This window comes from Pseudomonas sp. TYF_14 (assembly GCF_043105275.1).
Classification (GTDB): Bacteria; Pseudomonadota; Gammaproteobacteria; order Pseudomonadales; family Pseudomonadaceae; genus Aquipseudomonas; species Aquipseudomonas alloputida.
Genome location: NZ_JBICLK010000084.1, coordinates 39,768 through 52,304, shown reverse-complemented (window position 1 = coordinate 52,304; position 12,537 = coordinate 39,768). Strand labels below are relative to the sequence as shown.

The following is a 12,537-nucleotide window of genomic DNA, read 5'->3' as shown; positions in this document are numbered from 1 at the left end:
AAGGATCGCGCAGGCCGAGGCAGGCCGATGGCGCTAATGGCATAGTGCTGTCGCATATGGGGCGGGTGCAGGTCGCAGCTGGATCAGGTCGACTTGTGTTGCAGGAAGATGATGCAATCTCCAAGACCTGACGAGGGGATGCTTTGATGGCAACTTTGAAGAAAATGCGACGTTTCCTGGGTGTGGGCACCGCCCTGGTAATGGCCATGAGCACTGCACAGGCTATGGCCAAAGAAGTAAGCATTGGTTACGTGGATGGTTGGGCCGACAGCGTGGCGACCACCAACGTGGCTGCCGAAGTAATCAAGCAAAAACTCGGCTATGACGTGAAGTTGCAGGCCGTGGCCACGGGAATCATGTGGCAGGGTGTGGCAACGGGCAAGCTCGATGCCATGTTGTCGGCCTGGTTGCCGGTGACTCACGGTGAGTACTGGGCCAAGAACAAGGACAACGTGGTCGACTACGGCCCGAACTTCAAGGACGCCAAGATCGGCCTGATCGTCCCCGAGTACGTCAAGGCAGTGAGCATTGCCGACCTCAAGACCGATAACAGCTTCAAGGACAGGATTGTTGGCATCGACGCAGGCTCCGGTGTGATGCTCAAGACCGACCAGGCGATCAAGGACTATGGCCTGACCAGTTACAAGTTGCAGGCCAGCTCGGGTGCGGCGATGACTGCGGAACTGGGCCGTGCCTATGCCAAGCAGCAGTCGATTGCGGTGACCGGCTGGGTTCCGCACTGGATGTTCGCCAAGTGGAAGCTGAAGTTCCTCGAAGACCCGAAAGGCGTATATGGCGCGGCAGAAACCGTGAACAGCATCGGCAGCAAGGAACTGGCCACCAAGGCACCGGAAGTGGCGGAGTTCCTGAAGAAGTTCAACTGGCAGTCCAAGGACGAGATTGGCGAGGTGATGCTGGCGATCCAGGAAGGGGCCAAGCCTGAAGCGGCCGCCAAGGACTGGGTCGCCAAGCACCCTGATCGTGTGAAGGAGTGGACTGGCAAGTAATCACCTTTCAGGGCCAATAGGGTTTCTTCGCGGGTAAACCCGCTCCTGCAGGAGCGGGTTTACCTGCGAACGGCTCATCACTTTGTTACGCAATCGGTAAAACACCGTTGCATCTAAGACTAAGGTCGTCTGGTTGGCGTCCATCGGCAGCATAAAGTAAGGGTGTGGGTTCCATCCCGTATCTGTGCTGCTAGGACAAAAACAATGAACGACAGCATTTACCTCTCGATACAAAACAGCCCCCGTTTCAAGGAGCTGGTCACCAAACGCGAACGGTTCGCCTGGATTCTCTCGGCGATCATGCTCGGCCTCTACTGCGCCTTCATCCTCCTGATCGCCTACGGTCCTCATGTGCTGGGCGCCAAGCTCAGTCCTGAGTCTTCGATTACCTGGGGCATTCCCCTGGGCGTCGGCCTGATCGTTTCGGCATTCGTCCTGACCGCCATCTACGTACGCCGCGCCAACGGCGAATTCGATGAGCTGAACAAGGAAATCCTGAAGGAGGCGCAACAATGATTCGCCAAGCCAAAGCCCTGGCCGTACTGGCCTGCGGAGCCTTCGCACCCGCCGTGTGGGCCGCCGATGCCCTGACCGGCGAGGTGCAGAAACAACCGCTGAACGTTTCCGCCATCGCCATGTTCGTGGCCTTCGTCGCCTTCACCCTCGGCATCACCTACTGGGCCTCCAAACGCAACAAGTCGGCATCGGACTACTACGCTGCCGGGGGCAAGATCACCGGCTTCCAGAACGGCCTGGCGATTGCTGGCGACTACATGTCGGCCGCCTCGTTCCTGGGTATTTCCGCGCTGGTGTTCACCTCGGGTTACGACGGCCTGATCTACTCGATCGGCTTCCTGGTTGGCTGGCCGATCATTCTTTTCCTGATTGCCGAACGCTTGCGCAACCTGGGCAAGTACACCTTCGCCGACGTGGCCTCGTACCGCCTCGGGCAAAAGGAAATCCGCACCCTGTCGGCCTCCGGTTCGCTGGTGGTGGTGGCGTTCTACCTGATCGCGCAGATGGTCGGCGCCGGCAAGCTGATCGAGCTGCTGTTCGGCCTGGACTACCATGTGGCGGTGATCCTGGTGGGTATCCTGATGTGCCTGTACGTGCTGTTCGGCGGCATGCTGGCCACCACCTGGGTACAGATCATCAAGGCTGTGCTGCTGCTGTCCGGTGCCAGTTTCATGGCGCTGATGGTCATGAAGCACGTAGGCTTTGACTTCAACACGCTGTTCTCCGAAGCGATCAAGGTACACGCCAAGGGCGAGGCGATCATGAGCCCCGGCGGCCTGGTCAAGGACCCGATCTCGGCATTCTCCCTGGGCCTGGCACTGATGTTCGGTACTGCCGGCCTGCCGCACATCCTGATGCGCTTCTTCACCGTCAGTGACGCCAAGGAAGCGCGCAAGAGCGTGCTGTACGCCACCGGCTTCATCGGCTACTTCTACATCCTCACCTTCATCATTGGCTTTGGCGCGATCCTGCTGGTCAGCACCAACCCGGAATTCAAGGACGCCGCAGGCGCTCTGCTGGGCGGCAACAACATGGCCGCGGTGCACCTGGCCAATGCGGTGGGGGGCAGTGTGTTCCTCGGCTTCATCTCGGCGGTGGCCTTTGCCACCATCCTGGCAGTGGTGGCTGGCCTGACCCTGGCCGGTGCCTCGGCAGTGTCCCACGACCTGTACGCCAGCGTCTGGCGCAAGGGCAAAGCCAACGACAAGGACGAGATCCGCGTATCGAAGATCACCACTGTCGCCCTGGGTGTACTGGCGATCGGCCTGGGGATTCTGTTCGAGAAGCAGAACATCGCCTTCATGGTCGGCCTGGCGTTCTCCATTGCGGCCAGCTGCAACTTCCCGGTACTGCTGCTTTCGATGTACTGGAAGAAGCTGACCACCCGCGGCGCCATGATCGGCGGCTGGCTGGGCCTGGTGAGTGCGGTGACGCTGATGATCCTTGGCCCGACCATCTGGGTACAGATTCTCGGCCACGAGAAGCCCATCTACCCGTACGAGTACCCGGCGCTGTTCTCGATGGCCATTGCCTTCGTCAGCATCTGGTTCTTCTCGGTCACCGACAAGTCCAAGGCGGCTGAGGATGAGCGCGCGCTGTTCTTACCGCAGTTCGTGCGTTCGCAGACTGGCCTGGGTGCCAGCGGGGCGGTCTCGCACTAACGTCAATCCCCTGCACTGAAAAACGCCCCGCTTGTCGGGGCGTTTTTTATTTCATGCAGTCGGCGATGGCCTCCAGACAGGTTGGTGCTCTGCCCATGCTCCCCTCATGTCGTGAGCGCCTTCATGGAGGACGGCACATTTGGGGGCTGGTCAATGAAGCCATACTGTTTAATCACCTTCGCTATCCAGGATGGCAACCGGGTATTGCGACCCGCTTGCCATTCACCTCACGTGGCTTTTTGAAGTGGCTATCCGCAGCGCGTCATATCATCCCAAGCAACAGTAATACCAACAGAATCACCAACACCACGCCGATTATGCCGGAAGGGCCATAGCCCCAGCTGCGCGAGTGGGGGAAGACCGGTAAGCCACCGATCAGCAGCAGAATCAGGATGATGATAAGGATCGTGGTCATGTCAAAGTCCTTGCGTGATTAGGGGGCAAGAGCCTGAGATTGCTGGCCTCTCGATAATTCGGACCGGTGCGGGTTGGTAAAGATTCCATCCCCGTGCAGCCGTCTACCCAATCATGCCCGCCCATTCACTGCCCTGATGAATCCTCCCGGATGGCGACGCCTTGATTAGACTCACCGGACTACCTGTCAGAACAAGGCCTGCGACCATGCAAAAACGCATCATGATCACCGGCGCCGGGTCTGGCCTCGGCCGCGAGATCGCCCTGCGCTGGGCCCGTGAGGGCTGGCGCCTGGCATTGGCCGATGTCAACGAAGCCGGCCTGCGCGAAACGCTGGAGCAGGTTCGCCAGGCCGGTGGCGACGGCTTCGTCCAGCGCTGCGATGTGCGCGACTATAGCCAGCTGACGGCCCTGGCCCAGGCCTGCGAAGCGAAGTTCGGTGGGGTCGATGTGATCGTCAACAACGCCGGCGTCGCTTCGGGCGGTTTCTTCGCCGAACTGACGCTGGAGGACTGGGACTGGCAGATCGCGGTCAACCTGATGGGCGTGGTCAAGGGCTGCAAGGCCTTCCTGCCGCTGCTGGAGCGCAGCAAGGGGCGCATTATCAACGTCGCCTCGATGGCCGCACTGATGCAGGGCCCGGGCATGAGCAACTACAACGTGGCCAAGGCCGGTGTGCTGGCCTTGTCGGAAAGCCTGCTGGTGGAGTTGCGTCAGGTGGAGGTGGCGGTGCACGTGGTGTGCCCGTCGTTCTTCCAGACCAACCTGCTGGACTCGTTCCGCGGGCCGAACCCGGCGATGAAGGCGCAGGTGGGCAAGCTGCTCGAAGGTTCGCCGATCAGTGCGGCGGACATTGCCGACTATATCCATCAGCAGGTCGCTGCAGGCGAGTTCCTCATCCTGCCCCATGAGGCAGGGCGCCAGGCCTGGCAACTGAAACGCCAGGCCCCGGAGCGGCTGTATGACGAGATGGCCGAAATGGCGGTGAAAATGCGGGCAAAAGCCCCGCCGCGATGATTGGTCTGTAGGAGAAGTTACTCAAAAGTGTAAGAGGCTTCTGAATCGAAGTGGAGCTATTGAGTAGCTGAATACCTACGGGGCAGGCTCCGGTTTTCCCTTTCGCAGGAGGATCGGAACATGCTGGTAATAGGGCGCGAAGTAGGGGAGGTCATCGTGATTGGCGATGACATCCGGATCATGGTGGTAGAGACCCGGGACGGCGTGGTGCGCTTTGGTGTGGCTGCTCCGCGTGAGGTGCCGGTGCATCGAGCCGAAGTTTACAAGCGCATCAAGGCGTCCAAGCAGAGCAAGGCCTGAAGAGGCCTGGCCTGCTATTCGAGCAGCTCGCGGGGCACATCATGCTTGGCCAGCAACTGGCATTGCTGGCTTTCCAGGTCGAACAGGATGAAAGCCTGGCCTTTGGCCAATGCCTGGCGTACCCGTAGCACGCGGGTTTCCAGCGGGGTGTCGTCGCCGTTGTCAGTGCCGTCGCGGGTGACGAAGTCCTCGATCAGGCGGGTCAGGGTTTCGGCTTGCAATTGGTCGTAGGGGATCAGCATGGTCGGGCGGTGTCTGAAATAGGTATGGGCATGCTACGCGAAACATTCGAGGTGTTGGGGCCGCTTTGCAGCCCCAAGTGCGTTTAGCCTTTGTTTCCGACCAGGCTGTCCACGGCCGGTACCCGCGTGTCGCTTTCCATCTGCGCATCGTGCTCCAGCTGGTGGCTGAAGCGCTCAAGTGACGTATTGGCCGGCTGCGAATCGCTGGCAAATACGGGCGGGCTCAGCAGGTAGGCTGACAACAACCGGCTCAGCGCTGCCAGGCTGTCGATATGGGTGCGCTCGTAACCATGGGTGGCATCGCAACCAAAGGCCACCAGCGCGGTACGAATATCGTGCCCGGCAGTCACCGCCGAATGGGCATCGCTGAAGTAATAGCGGAACAGGTCGCGCCGCACCGGCAAGTCATGGTCGCCGGCCAGTTTCAGCAGGTGCCGGGACAGGTGGTAGTCGTAAGGCCCCGACGAGTCCTGCATGGCCACACTGACCGCATGCTCGCTGGAAGCTTGCCCAGGCGCCACCGGGGCGATGTCGATGCCGACGAACTCGCTGACGTCCCAGGGCAGGGCGCCGGCTGCACCCGAGCCGGTCTCCTCGGTGATGGTGAACAGCGGGTGGCAGTCGATCAGCGGCTGGCGGCCGCTTTCCACCACAGCCTTCAGTGCCGCCAGCAATGCCGCTACGCCAGCCTTGTCGTCCAGGTGACGGGCGCTGATGTGGCCGCTTTCGGTGAACTCGGGCAAGGGGTCGAAGGCCACGAAATCACCAATGCTCACGCCCAGTGCCTCACAGTCGGCGCGCGTGGCGCAGTAGGCATCCAGGCGCACTTCCACGTGGTCCCAGCTGATCGGCATCTGGTCGATCGCCGTGTTGAAGGCATGCCCGCTGGCCATCAGCGGCAGCACGCTGCCACGGAATACCCCGGTATCGGTAAACACGCTAACCCGGCTGCCCTCGGCAAAACGGCTGGACCAGCAGCCGACGGGCGCCAGGGCCAGGCGGCCATTGTCCTGCAATTGGCGCACGCTGGCGCCGATGGTATCCAGGTGGGCAGAAACGGCGCGGTCGGGGGTGGCCTGCCGGCCTTTGAGGGTGGCGCGAATGGTGCCGCGGCGGGTCAGCTCGAAGGGGATGCCCAGTTCGTCAAGGCGTTCGGCAACGTAGCGCACGATGGTGTCGGTGAAGCCGGTGGGGCTGGGGATGGCGAGCATTTCCAGCAGCACGCGTTTGAGGTAGTCGAGATCGGGTTCGGGGTGTTGCTCGGACATGGTTGGGGACTCCTTTACTCCTGTGCCGGCCTCTTCGCGGGTAAACCCGCTCCTACAGGTACAGCGCCACCTTCAAGGGCGGTGATATCCCTGTGGGAGCGGGCTTGCCCGCGAAGAGGCCGGCACGGGTTTACGCCAAAGGCCGGCTATGGGGAAACAGCAGGTCGATAAAACGCTCGGCGGTGGGCTGCGGTTCATGGTTGGCCAGGCCAGCACGTTCGTTGGCCTCGATGATCACGTACTCCGGCTGCCCGGCATCACGCACCATGAAGTCCAGCCCCACCACCGGAATTTCCAGTGCCCGTGCCGCCCGCACGGCAGCATCGGCCAGCACCGGGTGCAGGCGTTCGGTGACGTCCTCCAGGGTGCCGCCGGTGTGCAGGTTGGCCGTGCGCCGCACGGCCAGGCGCTGGCCGGCCGGCAACACGTCGTCATAGCCAACGCCCGCTGCGCGCAAGGTGCGCTCGGTTTCGTCGTCCAGCGGAATGCGGCTCTCGCCACCGGTGGCAGCCTGGCGTCGACGGCTCTGGGCTTCGATCAACTGGCGCACGCTGTGCTTACCGTCGCCCAGCACCTGCGCTGGGTGGCGGATGGCCGCGGCCACCACCTCGTAGCCGATCACCACGATGCGCAGGTCGAACCCGGCATGAAAGCTTTCCAGCAGCACGCGGCTGTCGAACTGGCGGGCATGCGCCACGGCACGGGTAATGTCGTCGATGCAGGTCAGGTTCACCGCCACGCCCTGGCCTTGCTCGCCATCGACCGGTTTGACCACCACCGCGCCATGCTCTTCCAGAAACGCCAGGTTGTCATCGGCATTGCCCGCCAGCTGTTGCGCGGGCACCTGCAGCCCGGCGTTGTGCAGGGCGTGCTGGGTCAGGCGTTTGTCCTGGCACAGGGTCATGGTCACGGCACTGGTCAGGTCGCTGAGCGATTCCCGGCAGCGAATGCGCCGCCCGCCCAGGCTCAGGGTGAACAGGCCGCCAGCGGCGTCGTCCACCTGCACTTCGATGCCCCGACGCAGCGCCTCGTCGACGATGATGCGTGCGTAGGGGTTGAGGTCGGCTTGCGGGCCAGGCCCGAGGAACAGCTGCTCGTTGATACCGTTCTTGCGCTTGACTGCGAAGGTGGGCAGGTTGCGAAAACCCAGTTTCTGGTACAGGCGCTTGGCCTGGCGGTTGTCGTGCAGCACCGACAGGTCCAGGTAGGCCAGGCCACGGCTCATGAAGTGTTCGATCAGGTGGCGCACCAGCACTTCACCCACGCCGGGGCGGGTGCAGTGTGGGTCCACCGCCAGGCACCACAGGCTGCTGCCATGCTCGGGGTCATCGAACGCCTTGGTGTGGTTCAGGCCCATGACGCTGCCGATAATCGCGCCGCTGTCTTCGTCCTCTGCCAGCCAATACACCGGGCCACCCAAGTGCCGGGGGGTAAGCAGCTCGGCGTCGACGGGGAGCATCCCGCGCGCCTGGTACAGCGTGTTGATCGCCTGCCAGTCGGCGGGGTTCTGTGCCCGCCGCACGCGGAAGCCGCGAAATACCCGCTGCGCCGGGCGGTAGTCGGTGAACCACAGGCGCAGGGTGTCGGACGGGTCGAGGAACAGCTGCTGAGGGGCCTGTGCCAACACCTGCTGCGGTGCTGCCACGTACAGGGCGATGTCGCGTTCGCCCGGGTGCTCGTCGAGCAGATCCTCGGCCAGGGAAGCCGGGTCGGGGTAGGTGTGGCCTATCAACAGCCGGCCCCAGCCGCAGTGCACGGCACGCGGCTGGTCGTGTGGCTGGCTGCCGTCGCCGGCCAGGCGCGCCTGCAGGCGCTCGTAGGACGGCGCCTGGCCGCGCAGCAGGCGCTGACCATAAGCGATTTCATGGGCTTTCATCGGTCAGATTCCTTGTTCGCTCAGCCACAGGTTCAGCGCCGCCAGTTGCCACAGCTTGGAACCGCGCAGTGGCGTCAGCTGGCCGTGCGGGTTGCTCAGCAGGCGGTCGAGCATGGTCGGGTTGAACAACCCTCGGTCCTGGCTGGGGTCGGTCAACAGTTCGCGTACCCAGCCCAGGGTGGCACCTTCCAGATGCTTCAGGCCCGGTACCGGGAAGTAACCCTTCTTGCGGTCGATCACCTCATGCGGGATCACCCGTCGCGCCGCCTGCTTGAGCACCTGCTTGCCGCCGTCGGGCAGCTTGAAGCGGGCGGGAATGCGTGCCGACAGTTCCACCAGGCGGTAATCGAGGAACGGCGTACGCGCCTCCAGGCCCCAGGCCATGGTCATGTTGTCCACCCGCTTGACCGGGTCGTCGACCAGCATCACGGTGCTGTCCAGGCGCAGCGCCTTGTCCACGGCAGCCGGTGCGCCGGGGCGCGCGAAGTGTTCGCGCACGAAGTCGCCGGCGGCGTCGGTTTCCAGCAGCCAGGGGGCCTGCACGGTGTCGCGGTATTCGGCGTGGCTGCGGTCGAAGAACGCCTCACGGTAGGCCGCATAGGCGTCGTCGGCGCCGTCCACCTGCGGGTACCAGTGGTAACCGGCGAACAGCTCATCGGCACCCTGGCCGCTCTGTACGCCCTTGCAGTGCTTGGCCACTTCCCGCGACAGCAGGTAGAAGGCGATGCAGTCGTGGCTGACCATCGGCTCGCTCATGGCGCGGAAGGCGGCCGGCAGTTGGTCGATGATTTCGTGTTCGGCAATGCGCAACTGGTGGTGACGGGTGCCGTAGTGTTTGGCGATCAGGTCCGAATACTGGAACTCGTCGCCGCGCTCGCCGCCGGCATCTTCAAAGCCGATGGAGAAGGTCGACAGGTCGTCAACGCCCACTTCGCGCAGCAAGCCGACCAGCAGGCTGGAGTCGACGCCGCCGGACAGCAACACACCCACATCGACGGCTGCCCGTTGGCGGATTGCCACGGCGTCGCGGGTGGCGTCGAGCACGCGGGTGGTCCAGCCTTCCAGGTCCAGTTCACGCTCGTCGGGGTGGGGGCCGTAGTGCAGTTGCCACCAGACCTGGCGTTCCACTTCGCCATGGCGGTCGATGCGCATCCAGGTGCCAGGCTCCAGCTTCTGCACGTTGGCCAGCAGAGTGCGCGGTGCGGGTACCACGGCGTGGAAATTCAGGTAGTGGTTGAGGGCCACCGGGTCGAGCATCGGGTCGATGTCGCCGCCCTTGAGCAGTGCCGGCAGGGTCGAGGCAAAGCGCAGGCGCTCGCCGTTGCGTGACAGGTACAGGGGTTTGACGCCCAGGCGGTCGCGGGCCAGGAACAGGCGCTGGTTGTCGCGCTCCCAGATGGCCAGGGCAAACATGCCGTTGAGCTTGGGCAGCAGCGCCGCGCCCCAGGCGTGGTAGCCCTTGAGCAGCACCTCGGTGTCGCCGTCGGACCAGAAGCTGTAGCCCAGCGCCTGCAATTCCTCGCGCAGTTCGGGGAAGTTGTAGATGGCGCCGTTGAAGGCCAGCGACAGGCCTAGGGTGTTGTCGACCATCGGCTGCGCCGAGCCGTCCGACAGGTCCATGATCTTCAGGCGCCGATGGCCCAGGGCGATCGGGCCCTGGCTATGGAAGCCCCAGGCATCCGGGCCTCGCGGGGCCAGGTGATGGGTAATGCGCTCTACCGCAGCCAGGTCGGCTGGGCGAGGGGCTTGGTCGATGGGGGTGAAACGTAACTCTCCTGCTAATCCGCACATAAGTCCTTACCGGTTTTTCCGTTGGGGAGGTGATGCCCCGGATTAGGGCACCTTAAGGAACTGACCTATGTGCTTTGTGAGAGTTTTAGAACAATCTGTTATATGAGGTGGAGGTGGCAGGTTATTGCCTGGGGTTTTGTGGTGTTGCAGAAATCGAGCGCCGCGCGGGCGGCGCATCGCGAGCAAGCTCGCTCCTACATTTGTTTCGGGCCAATTATTTCTGAGGGAGTTGCGCGCGGCCCCTTGGCGCATGACGTGATATCCCATCGTACAAACAAGGCGGTCGCGCGCACCTGTCACAGGCATAATTGGCCCGAAACAAATGTAGGAGCGAGCTTGCTCGCGATGCGCCGCGCGGGCGGCGCTCGATCTTCCAGGCGCAACAAATGCAATGACATACGCCCGAAGCAATCACTTCCCCCGAATCAACCGGCGCAATCCAAACCGGTTTGGATGGCAAGCCTGCGCCACTGCCCGCGGCAATGGCAGCGGTTCCCCACATACCCAGGCCGCCACCAGCTCGCCACTCAACGGTGCCGTGATCAACCCGCGTGAGCCATGCCCGCTGTTCACATACAACCCGCCCAGCCAAGGGCAGGGCACATCCGGTACTTGCCGCGCATCCCGGCCCAGTACTGCATAGGCTTCGGCAAACGCCTGCGCGTCGGCGATGGGGCCGACGATCGGCAGGTAATCCGGGCTGGTGCAACGGAACGCAGCACGTCCCTGCAATTGCTCGGGGTCCAGTTCAGCCACGGCCAGCCGTTGCGCCAGATCGACGGAAATTTCGTCCAGCAGCGCCAGGTTGCCCTGGTGCTCGGCCACTGTCGGCGCAAGGTCTTCGCTATGGAAGTCAAAACTGGCGCCCAGTGTATGTTCACCCTCGCGCGGCGGTGCCACATAGCCTTCCGCGCACACCACGGTGCGCAGTGCCTGGCTGCTGACGGTGGCCGGCAAGCGGGTGATCTGCCCGCGGATGCGCTTGAGTGGTAACTGCGCGCAAGGTTCGAAGCGCAGCACATCCGCCGCGCCGGCCAGGACCACCACTGGAGCGCGGGCTAACAGCTGGTCGCCAGCCCAGGCTTGCCACTGTTCATCCACTTTGCGCAGTTCGAGCACTTCCTGGTGCGTCACCAAATGAATACCAGGGTGCTGCAACTGCTGCTGGCACAGCGCTGGCGGGTGCACCCAGCCACCTTCGGGGTAGAACAACCCGCCGCCAGGCAACGCCACGCCGGCGATGGCTTCGGCCTCGGCGCGCGCCAGGCAGTGCAGCAAGCCGGGGTCGAAGGCGGCAGCCAGCTTGCCCTGGCGCTCGGCCTCCTTGCTGTCGAAAGCCAGTTGCAGCACCCCGCAGGCATCCCAGTCACGGCCACGCTGCAAGCGCTGCAGCTGGCGCCGTGTGTAGCCGAACCCGGACAGGATCATCTGCGACAGCGCGGTGCCATGGGCAGACAGCTTGAGGTACAGCACCCCTTGTGGGTTGCCCGAAGCCTCCTGGGCGGGGGCTTCGTGGCGCTCCAGCACGGTTACCTGCCAGCCGCGCCGGGCCAGGCTGGCGGCGCTGCTGCTGCCGGCAAGTCCGGCACCGATCACCAGCGCCTCGCGCGGCCCCTGTGTCACCGCGGGGCGCGCGTACCAAGGCGCGCATGGGCCGGGCAGGGGGCCGACGTAGGCGCCGCTCATCACCTCCCACTTCTTGCCGATGCCTGGCACCTTCTTCATGGCGAAGCCGGCTTCGACCAGGCTGCGACGTACCCAGCCGGTGGTGGTGAAGGTACCCAGCACCGTGCCCGGATGCGATAGCCGCGCCAGTTGTGCAAACAGCTCCGGAGTCCACATGTCGGGGTTCTTGGCGGGGGCGAAGCCGTCGAGGAACCACACATCGATCTGCGCATCGAGTTGCGGCAACTGTTCCAGCACATCGCCTATCAACAGGGTCAGGGTGACCCTGCCACCGGCGAAGGTGAACTGCTGAAAGCCCGGGTGCACCGCCACGTATTGCTCCAGCAGCGGCTCGGTATAGGCGGCCAGTTCAGGCCACAGGCGCACTGCGCGGGCCATGTCGGCGTGGTCGAGGGGGTACTTCTCGACGCTGACGAAGTGCAGGCGCGCGTCGCTGTGTGCGTGCTGGTCGAACAGCTGCCAGGCGCAGAAAAAATTCATGCCGGTGCCAAAACCGGTTTCGCCGATCACCGTGCAGGCGTGCGGCGCCAGGTTGGCAAAACGCTCGGCCAGGCGGGTCTGGCCGAGGAACACGTGCTTGGTTTCTTCGATGCCTTCGTTGACTGCGAAATAGACGTCGTCATAGTGCCGCGAATGGGGGCGGCCCTGGTCGTCCCAGTCGATCTGGGCGTGCTGGAGGAGGGTGGGCATGGTGGGCTCGGTTGCAGCGGATGGCGGGATTTTATGCCATCCGGCTGAGCTGTGGGAGCGCGTTCATTG

Annotated in this window: 11 protein-coding genes; 5 read left to right on the top strand and 6 right to left on the bottom strand. The window is 63.5% G+C overall.

Going from position 1 to position 12,537, the window contains the following annotated elements; translation table 11 throughout:
- Positions 1–146: 146 nt before the first annotated feature.
- The 3 genes from ACF8O8_RS22545 to ACF8O8_RS22535 all read left to right on the top strand — a co-directional run bounded on the left by ACF8O8_RS22545 (position 147) and on the right by ACF8O8_RS22535 (position 3,184).
- Positions 147–1,007: a glycine betaine ABC transporter substrate-binding protein gene (locus ACF8O8_RS22545; RefSeq protein ID WP_014592048.1), complete on the top strand. Its 861-nt coding sequence runs from the start codon at positions 147–149 to the stop codon at positions 1,005–1,007.
- A 204-nt stretch (positions 1,008–1,211) separates the two neighbouring features.
- Positions 1,212–1,523 (top strand): DUF485 domain-containing protein, encoded by a 312-nt coding sequence (locus tag ACF8O8_RS22540; RefSeq protein WP_010952786.1) that lies wholly within the window; start codon positions 1,212–1,214, stop codon positions 1,521–1,523.
- On the top strand, positions 1,520–3,184 hold the full coding sequence (locus tag ACF8O8_RS22535; protein WP_392510508.1) for a cation acetate symporter: 1,665 nt from the start codon (positions 1,520–1,522) through the stop codon (positions 3,182–3,184). The genes ACF8O8_RS22540 and ACF8O8_RS22535 overlap by 4 nt, the downstream gene beginning before the upstream one ends.
- Positions 3,185–3,446: 262 nt before the next feature.
- On the opposite strand, the gene ACF8O8_RS22530 is transcribed toward ACF8O8_RS22535, so the two are convergent.
- Positions 3,447–3,599, bottom strand: a complete 153-nt coding sequence (locus ACF8O8_RS22530) for a DUF3309 family protein (protein ID WP_003252624.1) — start codon at positions 3,597–3,599, stop codon at positions 3,447–3,449.
- Between the two features lie 206 nt (positions 3,600–3,805).
- Between ACF8O8_RS22530 and ACF8O8_RS22525 the strand changes: the two genes are divergently transcribed.
- A complete protein-coding gene (locus ACF8O8_RS22525) occupies positions 3,806–4,615 on the top strand; it encodes an SDR family oxidoreductase (RefSeq protein WP_392510507.1) in 810 nt (269 codons plus the stop codon).
- Between the two features lie 120 nt (positions 4,616–4,735).
- A complete protein-coding gene (gene csrA / locus ACF8O8_RS22520; RefSeq protein ID WP_004575804.1) occupies positions 4,736–4,915 on the top strand; it encodes a carbon storage regulator CsrA in 180 nt (59 codons plus the stop codon).
- Positions 4,916–4,929: 14 nt separating this feature from the next.
- On the opposite strand, the gene ACF8O8_RS22515 is transcribed toward csrA, so the two are convergent.
- The 5 genes from ACF8O8_RS22515 to mnmC all read right to left on the bottom strand — a co-directional run bounded on the left by ACF8O8_RS22515 (position 4,930) and on the right by mnmC (position 12,468).
- Positions 4,930–5,157: a YheU family protein gene (locus tag ACF8O8_RS22515; RefSeq protein ID WP_004575803.1), complete on the bottom strand. Its 228-nt coding sequence runs from the start codon at positions 5,155–5,157 to the stop codon at positions 4,930–4,932.
- A gap of 83 nt (positions 5,158–5,240) precedes the next feature.
- Complete coding sequence (locus ACF8O8_RS22510) at positions 5,241–6,425, bottom strand: osmoprotectant NAGGN system M42 family peptidase (protein ID WP_020193055.1); 1,185 nt, start codon at positions 6,423–6,425, stop codon at positions 5,241–5,243.
- A gap of 130 nt (positions 6,426–6,555) precedes the next feature.
- Positions 6,556–8,301 (bottom strand): N-acetylglutaminylglutamine synthetase, encoded by a 1,746-nt coding sequence (gene ngg, locus ACF8O8_RS22505; protein WP_003252632.1) that lies wholly within the window; start codon positions 8,299–8,301, stop codon positions 6,556–6,558.
- Positions 8,302–8,304: 3 nt separating this feature from the next.
- Positions 8,305–10,092 carry an N-acetylglutaminylglutamine amidotransferase gene (locus ACF8O8_RS22500; protein WP_010952790.1) on the bottom strand — a complete coding sequence of 596 codons (1,788 nt, stop codon included), beginning with the start codon at positions 10,090–10,092 and terminating at the stop codon, positions 8,305–8,307.
- 411 nt (positions 10,093–10,503) lie between these two features.
- Positions 10,504–12,468: a bifunctional tRNA (5-methylaminomethyl-2-thiouridine)(34)-methyltransferase MnmD/FAD-dependent 5-carboxymethylaminomethyl-2-thiouridine(34) oxidoreductase MnmC gene (gene mnmC, locus ACF8O8_RS22495; RefSeq protein ID WP_350298698.1), complete on the bottom strand. Its 1,965-nt coding sequence runs from the start codon at positions 12,466–12,468 to the stop codon at positions 10,504–10,506.
- Positions 12,469–12,537: the final 69 nt, after the last annotated feature.

Coding starts and splice junctions, on each gene's coding strand:
- ACF8O8_RS22545 (WP_014592048.1), top strand. CDS start 147: ATGGCAACTTTGAAGAAAATGCGACGTTTCCTGGGTGTGGGCACCGCC.
- ACF8O8_RS22540 (WP_010952786.1), top strand. CDS start 1,212: ATGAACGACAGCATTTACCTCTCGATACAAAACAGCCCCCGTTTCAAG.
- ACF8O8_RS22535 (WP_392510508.1), top strand. CDS start 1,520: ATGATTCGCCAAGCCAAAGCCCTGGCCGTACTGGCCTGCGGAGCCTTC.
- ACF8O8_RS22530 (WP_003252624.1), bottom strand. CDS start 3,599: ATGACCACGATCCTTATCATCATCCTGATTCTGCTGCTGATCGGTGGC.
- ACF8O8_RS22525 (WP_392510507.1), top strand. CDS start 3,806: ATGCAAAAACGCATCATGATCACCGGCGCCGGGTCTGGCCTCGGCCGC.
- csrA (WP_004575804.1), top strand. CDS start 4,736: ATGCTGGTAATAGGGCGCGAAGTAGGGGAGGTCATCGTGATTGGCGAT.
- ACF8O8_RS22515 (WP_004575803.1), bottom strand. CDS start 5,157: ATGCTGATCCCCTACGACCAATTGCAAGCCGAAACCCTGACCCGCCTG.
- ACF8O8_RS22510 (WP_020193055.1), bottom strand. CDS start 6,425: ATGTCCGAGCAACACCCCGAACCCGATCTCGACTACCTCAAACGCGTG.
- ngg (WP_003252632.1), bottom strand. CDS start 8,301: ATGAAAGCCCATGAAATCGCTTATGGTCAGCGCCTGCTGCGCGGCCAG.
- ACF8O8_RS22500 (WP_010952790.1), bottom strand. CDS start 10,092: ATGTGCGGATTAGCAGGAGAGTTACGTTTCACCCCCATCGACCAAGCC.
- mnmC (WP_350298698.1), bottom strand. CDS start 12,468: ATGCCCACCCTCCTCCAGCACGCCCAGATCGACTGGGACGACCAGGGC.